The sequence below is a fragment of the Vibrio sp. ABG19 genome (assembly GCF_029962385.1).
Classification (GTDB): domain Bacteria; phylum Pseudomonadota; class Gammaproteobacteria; order Enterobacterales; family Vibrionaceae; genus Vibrio; species Vibrio ostreae.
Genome location: NZ_CP071708.1, coordinates 1,065,622 through 1,084,510, shown reverse-complemented (window position 1 = coordinate 1,084,510; position 18,889 = coordinate 1,065,622). Strand labels below are relative to the sequence as shown.

At 50.5% G+C, this 18,889-nt stretch carries 12 protein-coding genes, 2 tRNA genes and 2 rRNA genes; 9 read left to right on the top strand and 7 right to left on the bottom strand.

Translation table 11 applies throughout. From position 1 onward, the window contains the following. The first annotated feature begins 2 nt into the window (after nt 1-2). The 4 genes from J0X00_RS11170 to J0X00_RS11155 all read left to right on the top strand — a co-directional run bounded on the left by J0X00_RS11170 (nt 3) and on the right by J0X00_RS11155 (nt 3,743). A tRNA-Val gene (locus J0X00_RS11170) sits at nt 3-78 on the top strand. Nucleotides 79-456: 378 nt separating this feature from the next. Continuing rightward, a 23S ribosomal RNA gene (locus J0X00_RS11165) occupies nt 457-3,346 on the top strand. A gap of 126 nt (nt 3,347-3,472) precedes the next feature. Beyond that, a 5S ribosomal RNA gene (rrf, locus tag J0X00_RS11160) occupies nt 3,473-3,588 on the top strand. Between the two features lie 78 nt (nt 3,589-3,666). Continuing rightward, nucleotides 3,667-3,743: transfer RNA gene (locus J0X00_RS11155), tRNA-Asp, on the top strand. Nucleotides 3,744-4,006: 263 nt separating this feature from the next. Here the strand turns inward: J0X00_RS11155 and add are convergent. The 5 genes from add to glnA all read right to left on the bottom strand — a co-directional run bounded on the left by add (nt 4,007) and on the right by glnA (nt 9,987). Then, on the bottom strand, nt 4,007-5,011 hold the full coding sequence (add, locus tag J0X00_RS11150; protein WP_136485495.1) for an adenosine deaminase: 1,005 nt from the start codon (nt 5,009-5,011) through the stop codon (nt 4,007-4,009). A gap of 238 nt (nt 5,012-5,249) precedes the next feature. Next, nucleotides 5,250-6,653, bottom strand: coding sequence for a nitrogen regulation protein NR(I) (gene glnG / locus J0X00_RS11145; protein WP_136485492.1), 1,404 nt, complete (start codon nt 6,651-6,653; stop codon nt 5,250-5,252). A 53-nt stretch (nt 6,654-6,706) separates the two neighbouring features. Then, complete coding sequence (gene glnL / locus J0X00_RS11140; RefSeq protein ID WP_136485490.1) at nt 6,707-7,753, bottom strand: nitrogen regulation protein NR(II); 1,047 nt, start codon at nt 7,751-7,753, stop codon at nt 6,707-6,709. A 134-nt stretch (nt 7,754-7,887) separates the two neighbouring features. Next, nucleotides 7,888-8,433, bottom strand: coding sequence for a DUF4124 domain-containing protein (locus tag J0X00_RS11135; protein ID WP_282478059.1), 546 nt, complete (start codon nt 8,431-8,433; stop codon nt 7,888-7,890). A 144-nt stretch (nt 8,434-8,577) separates the two neighbouring features. Beyond that, nucleotides 8,578-9,987: a glutamate--ammonia ligase gene (gene glnA, locus J0X00_RS11130; protein WP_136485486.1), complete on the bottom strand. Its 1,410-nt coding sequence runs from the start codon at nt 9,985-9,987 to the stop codon at nt 8,578-8,580. Between the two features lie 495 nt (nt 9,988-10,482). On the opposite strand from glnA, the gene typA reads away from it, so the two are divergent. Together typA and J0X00_RS11120 are read left to right on the top strand one after the other, a co-directional pair. After that, nucleotides 10,483-12,303: a translational GTPase TypA gene (typA, locus tag J0X00_RS11125; protein WP_136485484.1), complete on the top strand. Its 1,821-nt coding sequence runs from the start codon at nt 10,483-10,485 to the stop codon at nt 12,301-12,303. A gap of 139 nt (nt 12,304-12,442) precedes the next feature. Next, a complete protein-coding gene (locus tag J0X00_RS11120; protein ID WP_282476786.1) occupies nt 12,443-13,636 on the top strand; it encodes an ISL3 family transposase in 1,194 nt (397 codons plus the stop codon). Between the two features lie 83 nt (nt 13,637-13,719). On the opposite strand, the gene J0X00_RS11115 is transcribed toward J0X00_RS11120, so the two are convergent. Then, on the bottom strand, nt 13,720-14,358 hold the full coding sequence (locus J0X00_RS11115; RefSeq protein ID WP_136485521.1) for a DUF2959 domain-containing protein: 639 nt from the start codon (nt 14,356-14,358) through the stop codon (nt 13,720-13,722). A gap of 294 nt (nt 14,359-14,652) precedes the next feature. Between J0X00_RS11115 and J0X00_RS11110 the strand changes: the two genes are divergently transcribed. Genes J0X00_RS11110 through J0X00_RS11100 form a run of 3 tightly spaced genes read left to right on the top strand, consistent with a single transcriptional unit; the run spans nt 14,653 to nt 16,937 of the window. Then, complete coding sequence (locus J0X00_RS11110; RefSeq protein WP_136485482.1) at nt 14,653-15,570, top strand: virulence factor BrkB family protein; 918 nt, start codon at nt 14,653-14,655, stop codon at nt 15,568-15,570. Next, nucleotides 15,542-15,976, top strand: a complete 435-nt coding sequence (gene dtd, locus J0X00_RS11105; protein WP_136485480.1) for a D-aminoacyl-tRNA deacylase — start codon at nt 15,542-15,544, stop codon at nt 15,974-15,976. Before J0X00_RS11110 ends, dtd begins: the two co-directional genes overlap by 29 nt. Before the next feature lie 34 nt (nt 15,977-16,010). Further along, on the top strand, nt 16,011-16,937 hold the full coding sequence (locus J0X00_RS11100) for a bifunctional GNAT family N-acetyltransferase/hotdog fold thioesterase (protein WP_136485478.1): 927 nt from the start codon (nt 16,011-16,013) through the stop codon (nt 16,935-16,937). On the opposite strand, the gene J0X00_RS11095 is transcribed toward J0X00_RS11100, so the two are convergent. Further along, nucleotides 16,912-18,831: an AsmA family protein gene (locus J0X00_RS11095; protein ID WP_282478058.1), complete on the bottom strand. Its 1,920-nt coding sequence runs from the start codon at nt 18,829-18,831 to the stop codon at nt 16,912-16,914. The genes J0X00_RS11100 and J0X00_RS11095 overlap by 26 nt on opposite strands. Between the last annotated feature and the right edge of the window lie 58 nt (nt 18,832-18,889).

Below are 18,889 nucleotides of genomic sequence, written 5' to 3'. Positions count from 1 at the left end.
ATGGGCGATTAGCTCAGTTGGGAGAGCACCTGCCTTACAAGCAGGGGGTCACTGGTTCGAACCCGGTATCGCCCACCACTCTCTAAGTATTTTTGGATTTCAAATTCCAAACCACTTCAGTAAAACGTACGTGGTTCGGATTTCTGACGCTGAGAATCTTTAGAAAGTGCCAAACAGGTACTCTGTTTCGAAAGAAACAACGCTCTTTAACAATTTGGAAAGCTGACAAAATAATCTTTTGTTTATTCGTAAACGAAATATTATTTGTAAAGTTCTCAATGTATTCCGAAATGGAATACACCAACAACACATTCAAGTGTGCTTGGTAGAAACTTGTTTAACAAGTTTCAAAATTGAGTCCGGCAAAATCGAAAAGTCTCTCGCTCATTCAAATAATGAGAGACAACGAAACCTTGGTGACTTGGTTCATCAACTCGAAACTCCTTCGGGTTGTATGGTTAAGTGACTAAGCGTACACGGTGGATGCCTTGGCAGTCAGAGGCGATGAAGGACGTACTAACTTGCGATAAGCGTAGATGAGGCAGTAAGAGCCACTTGAGTCTACGATTTCCGAATGGGGAAACCCACCTGCATAAGCAGGTATCATTAACTGAATACATAGGTTAATGAAGCGAACCGGGGGAACTGAAACATCTAAGTACCCCGAGGAAAAGAAATCAATTGAGATTCCGAAAGTAGCGGCGAGCGAAATTGGATTAGCCCTTAAGCTTTATATGCGTCAGGTGAAGGTTCTGGAAAGGACCGCGAAACAGGGTGATAGCCCCGTAGCCGACAGCGTATGTTCAGTGAAATCGAGTAGGGCGGGACACGTGTTATCCTGTCTGAACATGGGGGGACCATCCTCCAAGGCTAAATACTCCTGACTGACCGATAGTGAACCAGTACCGTGAGGGAAAGGCGAAAAGAACCCCTGTGAGGGGAGTGAAATAGAACCTGAAACCGTGTACGTACAAGCAGTAGGAGCACCTTCGTGGTGTGACTGCGTACCTTTTGTATAATGGGTCAGCGACTTATATTCAGTGGCAAGGTTAACCATTTAGGGGAGCCGTAGGGAAACCGAGTCTTAACTGGGCGTTCAGTCTCTGGATATAGACCCGAAACCGAGTGATCTAGCCATGGGCAGGTTGAAGATTGAGTAACATCAATTGGAGGACCGAACCGACTAATGTTGAAAAATTAGCGGATGACTTGTGGCTAGGGGTGAAAGGCCAATCAAACTCGGAGATAGCTGGTTCTCCCCGAAAGCTATTTAGGTAGCGCCTCGGACGAATACTACTGGGGGTAGAGCACTGTTAAGGCTAGGGGGTCATCCCGACTTACCAACCCTTTGCAAACTCCGAATACCAGTAAGTACTATCCGGGAGACACACGGCGGGTGCTAACGTCCGTCGTGGAGAGGGAAACAACCCAGACCGCCAGCTAAGGTCCCAAATTACAGCTAAGTGGGAAACGATGTGGGAAGGCTCAGACAGCTAGGATGTTGGCTTAGAAGCAGCCATCATTTAAAGAAAGCGTAATAGCTCACTAGTCGAGTCGGCCTGCGCGGAAGATGTAACGGGGCTAAGCTGTAAACCGAAGCTGCGGCAATGCGATTTATCGTATTGGGTAGGGGAGCGTTCTGTAAGCCGTTGAAGGTGTGCTGTAAGGCATGCTGGAGGTATCAGAAGTGCGAATGCTGACATGAGTAACGATAAAGGGGGTGAAAAACCTCCTCGCCGGAAGACCAAGGGTTCCTGTCCAACGTTAATCGGGGCAGGGTAAGTCGACCCCTAAGGCGAGGCCGAAAGGCGTAGTCGATGGGAAACGGGTTAATATTCCCGTACTTCTTACAATTGCGATGGGGGGACGGAGAAGGCTAGGTGGGCCTGGCGACGGTTGTCCAGGTTCAAGTGCGTAGGCTTGAGAGTTAGGTAAATCCGGCTCTCTATAAGGCTGAGACACGATGTCGAGTCACTACGGTGATGAAGTCATTGATGCCATGCTTCCAGGAAAAGCCTCTAAGCTTCAGATTGTAAGGAATCGTACCCCAAACCGACACAGGTGGTCGGGTAGAGAATACCAAGGCGCTTGAGAGAACTCGGGTGAAGGAACTAGGCAAAATGGTACCGTAACTTCGGGAGAAGGTACGCTTCTGACGGTGAAGTCCCTCGCGGATGGAGCTATTGGAAGTCGCAGATACCAGGTGGCTGCAACTGTTTATTAAAAACACAGCACTGTGCAAAATCGTAAGATGACGTATACGGTGTGACGCCTGCCCGGTGCCGGAAGGTTAATTGATGGGGTTAGACTTCGGTCGACGCTCTTGATCGAAGCCCCGGTAAACGGCGGCCGTAACTATAACGGTCCTAAGGTAGCGAAATTCCTTGTCGGGTAAGTTCCGACCTGCACGAATGGCGTAATGATGGCCACGCTGTCTCCACCCGAGACTCAGTGAAATTGAAATCGCTGTGAAGATGCAGTGTACCCGCGGCTAGACGGAAAGACCCCGTGAACCTTTACTACAGCTTGGCACTGAACATTGAACCTACATGTGTAGGATAGGTGGGAGGCTTTGAAGACGTGACGCCAGTTGCGTTGGAGCCGTCCTTGAAATACCACCCTTGTATGTTTGATGTTCTAACTCTGGACCGTTATCCGGTTCGAGGACAGTGCCTGGTGGGTAGTTTGACTGGGGCGGTCTCCTCCCAAAGAGTAACGGAGGAGCACGAAGGTGGGCTAATCACGGTTGGACATCGTGAGGTTAGTGCAATGGCATAAGCCCGCTTGACTGCGAGAATGACAATTCGAGCAGGTGCGAAAGCAGGTCATAGTGATCCGGTGGTTCTGAATGGAAGGGCCATCGCTCAACGGATAAAAGGTACTCCGGGGATAACAGGCTGATACCGCCCAAGAGTTCATATCGACGGCGGTGTTTGGCACCTCGATGTCGGCTCATCACATCCTGGGGCTGAAGTCGGTCCCAAGGGTATGGCTGTTCGCCATTTAAAGTGGTACGCGAGCTGGGTTTAGAACGTCGTGAGACAGTTCGGTCCCTATCTGCCGTGGGCGTTGGAAGATTGAAGGGGGCTGCTCCTAGTACGAGAGGACCGGAGTGGACGAACCTCTGGTGTTCGGGTTGTGTCGCCAGACGCATTGCCCGGTAGCTAAGTTCGGAATCGATAACCGCTGAAAGCATCTAAGCGGGAAGCGAGCCCTGAGATGAGTCTTCCCTGACACTTTAAGTGTCCTAAAGGGTTGTTCGAGACTAGAACGTTGATAGGCAGGGTGTGTAAGCGTTGTGAGGCGTTGAGCTAACCTGTACTAATTGCCCGTGAGGCTTAACCATACAACACCCAAGGGGTTTTGATGGACTCAATGACCAGTACATTGAATGTGTAAAGAGAACCTTTTTCGAAAGAACAGCTTTCCGAATTATTAATTACTGCTTAAAGCGGTAGTTAAACAGAATTTGCTTGGCGACCATAGCGTTTTGGACCCACCTGACTCCATTCCGAACTCAGAAGTGAAACGAAACAGCGTCGATGGTAGTGTGGGGCCTCCCCATGTGAGAGTAGAACATCGCCAGGCTTTAACTTCTTGTTTTCAGCTTTTTTAAGCAAAAGCTCAAAGCAAAAAATGAAAAAGACTTTATAGTCTGACCAATGCGGAGCGGTAGTTCAGTTGGTTAGAATACCGGCCTGTCACGCCGGGGGTCGCGGGTTCGAGTCCCGTCCGCTCCGCCACTTATTCGAAACCCTAGCAGAAATGCTGGGGTTTTGTCGTTTTAAGCTGAGCCAAATTCATCGCGTTGCGATGACGAGTCCCGCAGGGAGGCCTGCCCGTCGTGTGCGACCCCAGCCGTCCGCTACTTCCTTATCTATTCCTGCCAACATCGAGACCGGAATATCTTGTTATCTGCCCAGGTTATTATTTTCAGTTCTAGACCCTGACAAAGAAGCCCCGCTTGTAAGGGCGGGGCTTTGGTATATTTTTGTTTGATGAAAGTTTAACAGCGTTGAGCGACTTTATCCTTCAGTGCCTGTTTTTCTGTTTCAGACAAGAAAGCGAGATCCAGGCCGTTGATTTGAGCCTGACGGATTTGCTCTTGGCTGAGGCCTGCTTGCGGCGCTGCCACTTCATACTCGTATGGTAGTTCAATCCCTTCTACTGCCGGATCATCGGTATTCAGACACGCTGGCACACCGTGCTCAAGGAAACGCTTGAGCGGATGTTGCGCCAGGCTGGCAACGGTGCTGGTTTGAATGTTGGAGGTCAGGCAAGACTCAATACCAACCCGGTGTTTAGCCAGATAATCCATCAGCTGCGGATCTTCAATTGCTTTCACACCGTGGCCAATACGGGTTGCGCCTAATTCACGGATAGCCTGCCACATGCTCTGCGGGCCAGCGGCTTCACCTGCGTGGACGGTAATATTCAGTCCGGCATCGCGTGCTTGTTTAAAGTGGCTGACAAAGCGATCTCCAGGTTGCCCCAGCTCATCCCCGGCTAAATCGAGTGCGACGATGTGCTGTTTCTGGCTCAGAATGCCCTCCAGCTCTTGCTGACACGCTTTTGTGCCGAAAGTACGGCTCAGTATGCCAATCAGGTTAGCTTGCACGCCAAAATCGCGTACACCGGCTTGTACGCCATCGACCACGGCTTCGACGACACCGGCAATAGGCAGGTTATGTTTCATTGCCATGTAATACGGAGAAAAACGCAGTTCGGCATAATCGATCTGCGCGTTGAGTGCATCCTCAACGTTTTCGTAGGCCACGCGGCGGCAAGCGTCCAGATCACCCAGTACAGCCACACCCCAGTCAAGTTTCGACAGAAAGGCAACCAGAGAGGGTTCGGCTTCGACAATTTGTACATGCGGTGTCAGAGCTTCCACAGTATCGGCGGGTAACGCCATACCAAACTTCTGGCCAAGCTCAAGGATGGTTTGAGTGCGGATGTTGCCGTCAAGGTGGCGGTGTAGATCAGTCAGGGGAATATTTTTTGTAATCATTGTCATGTACCAAGTCAAATTCTGCGCTAAGTATAAAAACCAATCGGGTCAGTGTCAGTAGCTGTAATGGCTGAATCTGGCTTATTTTGCTGCGACTTTGTTCTTGTTTACTGTATATGTTGATCTCTCGTCGCTCGCTGAAAGGAGACTGCAGCGGGCTGAATGCAGCGGCGGAAAATAAAAAGGTGGCCTGATTACAGACCACCTTGCATAGCTCTCAGTGAGATTATGCTTCGGGCTAATACAATTCTTTAAGCTTGCGCGTCAGGGTATTACGTCCCCAGCCAAGCACTTTGGCTGCATCTTGTTTATGGCCGTTAGTATGATTCAAAGCGGCTTCCAGCAGGATGCGTTCAAATTCCGGCAGAGCATAAGAGAGGATTTCAGTTTCACCAGATGCTAGGGCGGATTTTGCCCAGGCTTCAAGCTGCTTCTGCCAACTGACATCACTGTCAAAGTCGACCGTTTTCTTCTCTGCCAGTAACTCAGAAGGCAGGTCGCTTGGTAACACTTCGGTACCACTTGCCATTACCGTCAGCCAGCGGCACATGTTTTCTAACTGACGTACGTTACCCGGCCAATCGAGACGATTGAGAATTTCGATTGTTTTGCTATGCAGAGTTTTCATCTCCACGCCTAACTCTTTGGCAGCCAGAGCAAGAAAATGTTTGGTCAGTTTGTCGATGTCCTGACGACGCTCACGCAAAGCAGGAATTTGAATGCGGATGACGTTAAGACGGTGGAACAGGTCTTCACGGAACTTGCCCTGATGAACCAGTTTTTCCAGATTCTGGTGCGTTGCGGCGACAATTCGCACATCGACTTTGATTGCGGAATGGCCGCCGACACGATAGAACTGTCCATCGGCCAGTACCCGCAGCAAACGGGTCTGAATGTCGAGCGGCATGTCACCGATTTCATCCAGAAACAGTGTTCCGCCATTAGCCTGTTCAAAACGGCCCTGACGTACATTGTTGGCGCCGGTAAACGCGCCTTTTTCGTGGCCAAACAGTTCAGATTCGATCAGGTCTTTCGGGATAGCGGCCATATTGAGGGCGATAAAAGGGTTCTGCGCCCGCGGGCTGTGACGATGCAGAGCATGAGCGACCAATTCTTTACCGGTACCCGATTCACCGTTAATCAACACTGAAATCGAAGAGCGGGACAGGCGGCCGATGGCGCGAAACACTTCCTGCATTGCTGGCGCTTCGCCGATGATTTCCGGTGTATCGTAGGTGGGGACCTGATTTTGTGACTGCTCTTTACGCTGTTCCTGACCGTGGGCAATCGCACGTTCAACCAGAGTGAGGGTCTCATCCACATCAAACGGCTTAGGCAGATATTCGAATGCCCCCTTCTGATAGGCATTTACGGCTGCATCCAGGTCGGAGTGGGCCGTCATGATGATCACCGGGAGCTCTGGTGAGCGCGAGTGTACCTGATGCAGTAACTCGATTCCGTCGATCCCGGGCATACGAATATCAGAAACCAGTACATCCGGCGTTTCTCGTTCTAATGCCATCAGAACGCTTTCCGCATCGGAGAAGGTTTCACATTTAATGTTTGCTGACGACAGGGTTTTCTCCATCACCCAACGAATAGAACTGTCGTCATCGACAACCCAAACGTATCCTTTACTCATAGTATTCTTCCTCAACAGCAACCTACATTCTCAGTGGTCGCATAATCACACCATCAGATGGGTAAATAAATCGTAAATATGGTTCGTCCTGGCCAGCTTTCTACATCGATTTTTCCATTGTGCTGGTCGATCAGGTTTTGAGATATTGACAGACCAAGTCCGGTCCCACCTTCCCGGCCACTGACCATCGGGTAGAACAGTGTATCCTGTAGTTCGAGTGGGATCCCCGGGCCGTTATCAATGATCTCAATGCGGGCCACCAACTTATGTCGCTGACCGTGAATATTGGCTTGGTGCACGGTGCGGGTGCGTAGGGTAATCACGCCATGTGACTGCTGTGACAAAATTTGCGCCGCATTACTGACGATATTGAGTAGAGCCTGCTCGATTTGATCGGTATCCATCATGATATTAGGCAGGCTGGGATCGTAATCCCGCTCAATCTGCAACTCTTTGCCACCTTCGAGTTCAACCAGCTGACGAACCTTTTCCAGAATCAGATGCAGGTTCTCCGACGTTTTCTTGCCAGGCTTCTGCGGGCCAAGTAAACGGTCGACCAGCGCACGCAGACGATCTGCCTGTTCGATAATAATCTGGGTGTATTCGGTCAGGCTCTGGTCCGGTAACATGCGTTCCAGCAACTGAGCTGCGCCGCGCAACCCCCCTAACGGATTTTTAATTTCATGAGCTAAACCTCGCACCAGCAGTTTCGCTGCTTGTTGCTGCGCATGCTGATTGAGCTCCTGAGTCAGGCGGCGTTGCTGACCGATTTTTCGCATTTCAACCAACAGCATCAAGCTCTTCTGCCACGAAATCGGACTAACGGTCACTTCCAGCATTAAGGGTTTGCCGTCAACCACGAAGGTGACATCACTGTCTGTAATACTCTGTCCGCTTTGCAATGGCTGAGACAGTAAAGCCAGGTCCATCGAAGCGTGTTGAATCAGTTTTGACAGCGGTTGATTGATAATGCGCTTGGCACTTTGGGAAAACAGTTGTTCGGCCGCCGGGTTGGCGTAACGTACGCACAATGTTTCATCCAACATCAAGGTGGCGGTTACAACATTGTTCAGAATGGTTTCGCTTAGCTCTGCACTCACAGTATCGTCCTTGCCGTGTTCCAAAATGATGCAGTGCACAATAATGGTGCACTGTTTTGTCAAGTATGGCGCAACGGTATAGAAATAAAAAGTGAAATCCCCTGTTAAATCGGGCGATTGAGTGTTGTTCACACCTATTTAATGGATGCCCGATGCAGATACACCGTTACTTTACTAGACGATGCAATAACCTTGCCGCTTACAAGAGCCTGAATTAAAAAGGTATGTGAGCCGCGTGCAATATTACTCAGCTGCCACACTGTTTTGGTGCCGGGTGCACCAAAAGGCTGATCATCGAGCAGTAATTGCAGTGTCTCCTGCTCAGACAGCGGGCGGTTTAGTGCGATATGCAGGGTGATGTTGCCCTGATTGTCGTGAACCGTCTGTTCATGAGTCGGTTTTAACCACTCTATGTGCAGCTCTGTTTGAGTGGTTGTGTGCTGTTTCGGTGCAACCTGTGCCGTTGCCGCACTGACCGACGGGGTTAAGGCCGGCGGTGTGTCATTAACGAGCAGTGCGTCATTAACGGATAGTCGCAGCACCCGGCTATGGGCATGACTTGGATTATCACTAAAATGAACGGTGCCGTGATGATCGGTCCAGGTATAGATGGTCTGGGGCTGAGTGTCTGCTGCGGGCAGCAGACACAGCAGTAATGCAAGGGGAGTGGTCCGTTTCATGCGACTCCTTGGCTGAGCTGTCATATGGCAGTGAGAAGACAAGGATAATAAGGCTCTGAACGTCAACCAATAGAAAAAAGGCCCGCCTGCGAGGCGAGCCTTATTATTGATTGCAACCGCGGTTACAACGGCACTGAGTGCGAATTATACAGAGTAGTACAGTTCGAACTCTAGTGGGTGTACTGCTACGTTCACGCGCTCTACATCTTTAGATTTCAGGTCGATGTAAGAGTTGATGAAGTCATCAGAGAATACGCCACCTGCTGTCAGGAACTCGCGGTCTTCGTCTAGGCATTGCAGAGCTTGTTGCAGAGATTCTGCCACTTTTGGAATTTCTGCAGCTTCTTCTGCTGGTAGATCGTACAGATCTTTATCCATCGCTTCGCCTGGGTGGATCTTGTTCTTGATACCGTCAAGACCAGCCATCAGCATTGCTGCAAACGCCAGGTATGGGTTCGCTGCTGGATCGCCGAAACGAATTTCGATACGACGTGCTTTAGGGCTTGGTACCACTGGGATACGGATAGACGCTGAACGGTTACGTGCAGAGTATGCCAGCATAACTGGTGCTTCGAAGTGAGGAACCAGACGCTTGTATGAGTTAGTCGCTGGGTTAGCGAATGCGTTGATTGCACGAGCGTGTTTGATGATACCACCGATGTAGTAGATCGCCATTTCAGACAGGCCGCCGTACTTGTCGCCTGCGAACAGGTTAACGCCGTCTTTTGCCAGAGATTGGTGCACGTGCATACCTGAACCGTTGTCGCCAACGAGTGGTTTAGGCATGAAAGTCGCTGTTTTACCGAATGCGTGAGCAACGTTATGAACAACGTACTTGTAGATTTGGATTTCGTCCGCTTTAGTCGTCAGAGTGTTGAAACGCGTTGCGATTTCGTTCTGACCCGCTGTTGCTACTTCGTGGTGGTGTGCTTCAACAACCAGACCCATTTCTTCCATGATCAGACACATAGCTGAACGGATGTCTTGAGATGAGTCAACTGGCGCTACTGGGAAGTAACCGCCTTTCACACCTGGACGGTGACCTTTGTTACCGTTTTCGTATTCAGTGCCAGTGTTCCATGCCGCTTCCACGTCATCGATCTTGAAGAAAGAACCTGACATGTCAGTAGAGAATTTCACGTCGTCAAACAGGAAGAACTCTGGCTCTGGACCAACCAGAACAGTGTCTGCGATGCCAGTTGAACGCATGTATTCTTCAGCACGTTTTGCGATAGAACGTGGGTCACGATCGTAGCCTTGCATAGTTGCAGGCTCAAGAATGTCACAACGGATGTTTAGCGTTGCGTCTTCTGTGAACGGGTCTAGTACAGCAGATGATGCATCCGGCATCATTACCATGTCAGATTCGTTGATACCTTTCCAGCCAGCAACTGATGAACCATCGAACATTTTACCTTCTTCGAAGAAGTCTGCGTCGATTTGGTGAGCAGGAATAGAGATATGTTGCTCTTTACCTTTTGTATCTGTGAAGCGTAGGTCAACAAACTTAACTTCGTTTTCTTGGATCAGCGATAGAACGTTTTCTACTGACATCTTGGATAACCTCCAGTGTTAATAAAGCGGTTTGGGCTCGAATCAAAGTGAAACCAGCATTGCTTAAGGCTGCACTATTTCTTAAGCAATGCTGATTTTATTAAGCTAATATCGTGCCAATTTCTTAAGTCCCGTAATTTCAATGCTTTGCGAGTGTTTGGTTCTTTTTGGTGCTTTCCGTTGCACCATAATGATCCCGTACTGCACTTTGGTGGTGCATAGTGGTTTTTGCTGCACCAATTTATAACAAAGCGAACACTATTCAGCCGATTATTTCTGTGATTGTCAATTGTCTTTTCTGCTCCAGGACGGTTTGTGTTCATTTCAATTCGCGACTAGGCTCTAAATGTGCGAAATTCACAGAGTCAGATCACATATTTCTAGGCTTTTCGCCAAAATCTGGTACATTATTGGCCGTTTTTTTAACCAAACTCAGGTACTGGTTTGCACTTCCGTAAATCGGGCCATTTGTGTAATTAAGTGAAGCAAAATTCCATGGCTACTCAGATTGAAAAACTAAGAAACATCGCGATCATCGCGCACGTTGACCACGGCAAAACGACCCTGGTAGATAAACTGCTCCAGCAATCGGGCACGCTAGAGTCGCGCGGTGACGTTGAAGAGCGAGTCATGGACTCGAACGACATCGAAAAAGAGCGTGGTATTACCATCCTGGCGAAGAACACAGCGATCAACTGGAATGATTTCCGTATCAACATCGTTGACACCCCGGGACACGCGGACTTCGGTGGTGAAGTAGAGCGCATTATGTCGATGGTAGACTCTGTACTGCTGATCGTTGACGCGGTTGACGGCCCAATGCCACAAACCCGCTTTGTAACGCAGAAAGCGTTTGCTCACGGTCTGAAGCCTATCGTTGTTATCAACAAAATCGACCGCCCTGGCGCGCGCCCTGACTGGGTTATGGACCAGGTATTTGACCTGTTTGACAACCTGGGCGCGACTGACGAACAGCTTGACTTCCAAGTGGTTTACGCATCAGCACTGAACGGTTGGGCATCGCTGGAAGAAGGCGAGACCGGCGAAAACATGGAACCGCTGTTCCAGGCAATCGTTGATAATGTTGAATCACCAAACGTTGACCTTGATGGTCCACTGCAGATGCAGATTTCACAGCTGGATTACAGCTCTTACGTTGGTGTTATCGGTGTTGGCCGTGTAACCCGTGGTAGCGTGAAGCCAAACCAGCAAGTGACGGTAATCAGTGCTGATGGCAAGAAGCGTAACGGCAAAGTGGGTACGGTTCTGGGTTACCTGGGTCTGCAACGTTCTGAAACTGACCTGGCAACGGCTGGTGACATCGTTGCGATCACAGGTCTGGGTGAGCTGAAAATCTCTGACACCATCTGTGACGTGAACACAGTAGAAGCTCTGCCTGCACTGACTGTTGATGAACCAACCGTTACGATGACTTTCCAGGTCAACACTTCTCCGTTCGCGGGTAAAGAAGGTAAGTTCGTGACTTCACGTAACATCCTTGAGCGTCTGGAAAAAGAACTGGTACACAACGTAGCCCTGCGCGTTGAGCAAACTGACGATCCAGATAAATTCCGTGTATCTGGTCGTGGTGAACTGCACCTGTCTATCCTGATTGAAAACATGCGCCGTGAAGGTTTTGAGCTGGCAGTATCTCGTCCGGAAGTTATTCTGCGCGAAGAAGATGGCCAACTGATGGAACCGTTTGAAACTGTGACTATCGACGTACTGGAAGAGAACCAGGGCGGTATCATGGAGAAAATCGGTCTGCGTAAAGGCGAACTGAAAGACATGTCTCCGGACGGTAAAGGCCGTGTACGTCTTGACTTCGTGATGCCATCACGTGGCCTGATCGGCTTCCAGACTGAGTTCCTGACTCTGACTTCTGGTACTGGTCTGCTGTACCATACTTTTGACCACTACGCACCGCACAAAGGTGGCGAAATCGGTCAACGTGTTAACGGCGTACTGATCTCTAACGCAACCGGTAAAGCACTGACTTACGCACTGTTTAACCTGCAAGAGCGTGGCCGTCTGTTTGCAGAACACGCGGATGAGGTTTATGAAGGTCAGGTAGTGGGTATCCACAACCGTTCTAACGACCTGACAGTAAACTGTCTGAAAGGTAAGCAGCTGACCAACGTACGTGCTTCTGGTACTGATGACGCTCAGGTTCTGACTCCTGCGATCAAATACACCCTGGAACAGGCTCTGGAGTTCATCGATGATGACGAGCTGGTAGAAGTAACACCGAAGAGCATCCGTATCCGTAAACGTCACCTGACTGAGAACGACCGTAAACGCGCTGCGCGTAAGTAATCGTTCAGCGGATTAAAAAAAGCCCTCATTTGAGGGCTTTTTTATGGTTCATCGCGGATTAGCGGGAACTTAAAACAAAAACGGTAGTAAGTGATAAGGTTACATCGCCAAACACAACCTTACACAAACTACCGTTTTCATGCCGAATCATACTTTCCTATCATCGTTCTGGGAAGGCTTTCATGTCGTAAAGTCTGTACAAACGTCTTCTCTCATCACGATTACTCTCCAACCCAGCACAACTGCTCGATGTTCATGTGGGCAACATGTTCAAGCCATACATGATTATCAGTGGCGCACGATTAAGGAAGCGATGATTCTCGGCGTACCCGTCGAGCTATCCCTACAAACAAGGCGTATCAAGTGCCCTGACTGCGGTATCAAAACCGAATCTATTTCTTGGCTTGAACCTTTTGCTCGCCTGACTAACCGCTTAAGAAGTTACATTGAGCAGTTGTTGCCTCTTCTTCCTATCAAACATATTGCCCAGATGACGGGGGTTCATTGGCATACGATTAAGGCGATAGATAAGCGTCGGCTGCAACATGTGGTGCCAGAGGTTAACTGGGCAGAGCTGAGACAACTGGTCATGGATGAGTTTGCTCTCTTCAAGGGACATCGTTATGCCACTGTTATCGCGGATGCTAAGACGCATCAAGTGCTTTGGATAGGCGTCGGACGCAGCCGAAAAGATATCCGTCCCTTCTTTGAATTACTCGGTGAGCATAGCCAGAACATAGAAGCGGTTGCAATGGATATGAATACGGCTTTCGACTTTGAAGTGCAGCAACATTGTCCTAACGCCCGCATTGTGTACGACTTATTCCACGTGGTCGCCAAATTTGGCCGGGAAGTGATGGATAGAGTCAGAGTTGACCAAGCTAATCAACTCAAACAGGACAAGAAAACGCGCCAATGGGTGAAACGTTCACGCTGGGTTCTCCTCAAAAACAGAGCTAATTTAGACGGTAAGCAGGAGAGCTATCTGAGTGAGATACTGAGCATGAACAAGGACTTAATGGTGACGTATTTACTTGGCTCTCAGCTTAAAGAGTTATGGAGGTGCCAGTCGGAAAGAGAAGCGGAAGACTTATGGGACGTATGGTGGGAGCAAGTTCAAGAAAGCGGGATCAAGCCGCTTATGGACTTCGCGAGAAAGCTCAAACCGTATCTTCATGGCATCGTTGCTTCTGCAAGCTACCCACTCAATACCTGTACGCTCGAAGGGATAAACAACAAAATAAAGTTAATCAAACGAATGGGCTACGGTTACCGAGATATCGATTACTTTTTTTTAAAGATAAAAGCGGCTTTCCCCGGAAAGCCGCGATGAACCTTTTTTATTGTCTGGCACCATGAGCGGATTAACCGGAGCGGTCTATCTGAATACCGCTGCCGGTCCGGTATTGGCGGTCATTACTGTTTTAACTGGCTGAGGAACTGATCTGACTCGGCAATTGCAGCATTCATCTGACTGATCGCACTGCGGATATCCTTCTCCAGTGAGGCGAATTCACCTTGCAGCGAGCCGACCGCGCTGGCGTTGAGGTTGTGTTTGAGATACAGGGTGTTGTCACGCAGTGTATTGAGCACAGGTGTCATTGTCTGCTCAGCCTGTTTCATCGCTTTCAGCATGGTCTGATACGATGCCTGAGTTTGTTTTAGCTTCTGCTCACTGGCGCGACGCAACTTGCTGCTGGTATACAGCGACAACTCTTGCTGCCACTCGGCAAACAAAGCCTGGGAAACATCTTCGATTGCGGCGATACGATCGCGCACATCCGCGGCGGCGTCTTCGCTTTGCTGATACTGATCGTTGATGCGCTCATAGGCGCTTTCCAGCTCTCCACCGTCGAACTGGGTAAAGGCTGACAGGGCTTCGAGCGCGCTGGTCAGCTCCTGCTGAGCGTCTTTCTGTGAGTCTTGTGCGGCTTCAACCCGATCAACCATGATGTCACGTTTATGGTAGCCGACTTTTTCCATTGCCGAATAATACGCACTCTGGCAACCAGTCAGGGTGAAGACAGATAACAAGATGGCCAACAAGTAAGGCATCATGAACTCCTTTCTATTAAAATAATTGCATTGTAACCTGATATAGTCAGCATACCGTATTCAACACCGCTTTACTGGTCGATTTAGTGATAACTGATAGTGGTGTTCAATAAACCGGTTCAGTTTGTGTATCGCGCTGCATTCTGTGTCATCTGGCCGCGTTGCGTGTCACACTAAGCGCTATGATCCGCTACAATTTCAAAACCTTATCTGTCAGATAATTCAAATGTTCATATGATCACTCCAGCCAGATTGGTCATTCAGGGACGGATATCGTTAAATGGGAGAAACACCTTGAACATCCAGTTACTGGTCAAGCATAGCCTGTTATTCGGCCGCTATTTATTTGCCCGCATGGGGCACGACAGAGTCAATGTGAACGCTGGCTATCTGGCTTACATCACCTTGCTGTCTATCGTGCCGATGTTGACCGTGCTGCTGTCGATCCTCTCTTCGTTTGCTATTTTCGATAACGTCGGCGATGAAGTGCAGGATTATGTCATTACCCATTTCGTGCCGGCGGCCGGTGATGCGGTGCGCACCGCGTTAGCCGAATTTGTCACCAATACTGGTAAAATGACGGCCGTTGGCGGTATGTTCCTCTTTATCGCGGCGCTGACACTGATCTCGAACATCGATAAAAATCTGAACTATATCTGGCGGGTGCGTAAAAAACGCCGTCTGGTCTTTTCATTCTCGATGTACTGGATGATCCTGACCCTGGGGCCGATTTTGGTCGGTGCCAGTATCGCGGTGACGTCGTACATTACGTCACTTAAGCTGCTGGACAATGAAGCGCTGACCGGCGCGTTTAATTTTTTCCTCGCCCGCCTGCCGTTATTGCTGTCCTTTTTTGCCTTTTCGGGGTTGTACCTGCTGGTGCCGAATAAAAAAGTCGTTATCTGGCACGCGGTCTCCGGCGCCCTGGTCGCGGCCTTGTTGTTTGAACTGAGTAAGAAAGGTTTTGCTGTTTACATTACTCAGTTTCCGTCTTACCAGCTGATTTACGGCGCGCTGGCGGCGATCCCGATTCTGTTTGTCTGGGTGTACCTGTGTTGGTTGATCGTGCTGATTGGGGCTGAAGTGACCGCGGCGCTCGGTGAGCGTGACGAGTGGAGCGACGAGCCAGACATGCTAAACTCAGCGCTCAATTCCCCAACCCAACCACAAGGAAAAGAGCAGAGTGATAGCCTTGATTCAACGAGTAAGTGAAGCGGCAGTGCGCGTCGAAGGTGAAATCGTCGGCGAGATTGAACAGGGTTTACTGGTATTGCTCGGGGTCGAGCGTGAAGATGACGAAGCGAAAGCGAAACGCCTGATGGAACGGGTGACCAGCTACCGCGTATTTGAAGATCAAGCCGGTAAGATGAATCTGAGTGTCAAAGATGTCGGCGGCAGTGTGCTGGTGGTCTCGCAGTTTACCCTGCCAGCAGACACCAAAAAGGGCACCCGGGCCGGATTTTCCCGTGGCGCTCATCCAGAGGATGCTGAACGCCTGTACGATTACTTCTCCGATTTGTGCACTCAGGTACTACCGACACAGCGTGGCCGTTTTGCCGCGGATATGAAAGTGTCACTGATCAATGATGGTCCGGTAACCTTCTGGTTACAGGCTTAACGACGGCTCTTTAGAGCCAGCAGGAACCGACTCTATGTACAAACTTATTACGCCGAAGACGGATAATCAGCTCAATAAGTATTTTCATTTTCGCTGGCAGATGTTGCGCGAGCCATGGCGAATGCCACTCGGTTCGGAGCGGGACGAATACGATGCCATGAGCCATCACCGCATGATTGTTGACGGACGTGGCCGGCCGATGGCGATTGGACGTCTGTATATTACTCCGGACAGTGACGGCCAGATTCGTTATATGGCGGTGAAAGCGAACCGGCGCAGCAAAGGTATGGGATCACTCATCCTGGTCGCGCTGGAGTCGCTGGCGCGTCAGGAAGGGGCCAAGCGGCTGGTGTGTAATGCGCGTGAGGATGCGATAAAATTCTATGAAAAGAACGGATTCGAGCAACGCGGTGAACTCACGGATGAACGCGGCCCGGTCCGCCATCAGCAAATGGTTAAACACCTTGATCCGATGGCAGATGTACTGCGCAAACCGGAATGGTGCACTGAGTTGCAGGAACGCTGGGGCGAGCATATTCCGATCAGTGAAAAAATGGGCATCAAGGTACTGCAGTACACAGGTTACCAGTTTCAGTGCGGGGCTCAGCTTAATCCTAATCTTAACCCGCACAACACCATGTTTGCCGGTTCAGCATTTACTCTGGCCACTCTGACGGGGTGGGGGATGGCCTGGCTGCTGATGCGTGAACGCAATCTGGAAGGGGATATTGTGCTGGTGGACAGCCGTATCCGTTACCGCCATCCGGTAGTCTATAACCCGGTGGCGTCCACTTCTCTGGATGGGATCAGTGGTGATCTTGACCGTCTGGAGTCCGGGCGTAAAGCGCGGATTGTGATGCGCGTTATCATCGCCAGCGGCGACAAGGACGCGGTCGAGTTTACCGGAACCTACATGCTTATCCCCGATTATCAGTCTATTCTCGAGCACGCTCGCGACTGAGTGTGTCTGCACACGCTTTGGCTGACAGAGTCTCTTCAGCCTGTTGATTGCGCAGCAGGTCGAAGCGGGTTTGCTGACAGCCTTGGCGCAACTGCAGTTCAAGTATCCCTTGCTGCGGGGCGACTAAGTCGATATTCCCTTGCAGGCGGGCATCAAGTCCGGGCCCAGCTAGCGGCGCCGCGTTAAGCTGTAAACGTCCGCGGTCCGCGCTGATAGTCAGCCCATCCAGTGCAAATGGCTGAACCACCAATTGCTGGTTCTGTTGTGTGGTGAGCACGCCGTGACGCAAACCTAGTTGCAGCTCACCGGTGAGTGAATGAGCCAGCATGGAATAATCGCCGGCCAGTCCTTCGGCATTGAGATCCAGATCCGCCAGAGCATCGAAACGAAAAGGCAGTGTCAGCCACTGGTGCAGCTCGGTCAGCGGCAGTCCGTCGGTATGCAGCGCCACTTTCCACGGCGCGCTGTCAGCCGCGAAATGCCATTCCGCATTGGCATCGATGTAGCCTTTTTCCAGTGGCAGAAATGCGCGATCCAACCACCAGCGGCCATTGTCACTGTGCATTTCAATAATGCCCTGACTGCTGAGCACTGAACCGATACTGGCGTTATTGGCGCTGATGGTGGCGGAGCCTTGCCAAAGTCCCCATTTGCCATCCCGCATCAGCTCGGTATCGCGGCCTTCCGCATTGAGTCCGGTCAACTGCCAGGCCGGAGTATGTCGCAGTTGGATCAGCTGCAGGTTGTGCAGATCAAATTGATCAATTTGCAGCGCGTGCCAGTTGCTAAGATCCATGCTGAGCCAGTGCCAGTCGCTGTCTTGTTCGCCAAACCACTTCAGACCACGAGCCGTCAGGTGGTGCAGGTGCACCTGCCCGGGAGTGAGTTCACCACTCAGTTGCAGGCTGCCCTGCAACACCTCACTGGCAAAGTCGCTGATTTGGATCTTGTCTGGTTCGAAGTCCAGTTTAACGCTTGGCTCTACCCATTGCAGGCCATGGCTGGTCATGCTGTCAGCATTGAGCGACAGGTAACCTTGCTGCTGTTGCCACCAGGTATGGTCTAACTGCAGATTTTCTGCCGACAGGGCCAGGTTGGTCATCTCGCTGCCGGCCACGCGCAGATTGCTGTTGAGAATATCCAGGCTGTTGATGCGCGCAACATGGCTGCGTAGGAGTGGCCACCAAGGGGCAGTGAGTTGAGTGAGGTCCTGATCCAGGTTGAGCTGGTTGATGGTGACATTGACCAGTGACCAGCCTTGCGGATACTGCTCGGCCTGACCGGAGAACTGACCGCCGCGCCAGATAAAAGAGGCGCCATAAACCGTGCTGTCGGCGGGCTGGTAGTCAGCATCGACTAACACATTGTCGATGGCTTCACTGTGCCAGTAAAACTGCTCGGCAGACAGCTGCAACTCGCCATAGGGCAGAAGTTGTGTCGCGCTGTGCCAGGACGGGTTTTTAATCTGCAGGTCAAAGCCGCGTGCAATCAGACCATCCATTGCAAAATCAATATTGTGCAGCGCCAGTTGGTTTAGTTTCAGTTCGGACAGGAAAGGGTGGCTGGGCAGCCCAGCCGAGAAATTGGCGCCATCAAGCAGCAGACTGTCGATAACCCATTTATCATCCTGCCAGGGGCGGGCGCTAAGCCAGACATCCACCTGCTGAAAGTGCAGCGGTTTTTCATCTTGATCCAGGGTGACATCGTGCAGGCGGAAATGACGCGGATAGTCGTATTCTAACCGGGTGAAGGTCAGCTCGCCGGGCCATAAATGGTCGGTTAACCATTGAGCGGAAGGCGTCAGGTAGCGAGTATGCATCAGGCCAAATGTAGCCAGTATCAGCACCAGCAACAGTGCGATTAATCCCATCCCTAGCGCGAGCAGCTTTTTCATAGTTTCCTGACTGAGTGACATTCCTTAAGAATCACAGCTTGGAACAATTTCATTCTGG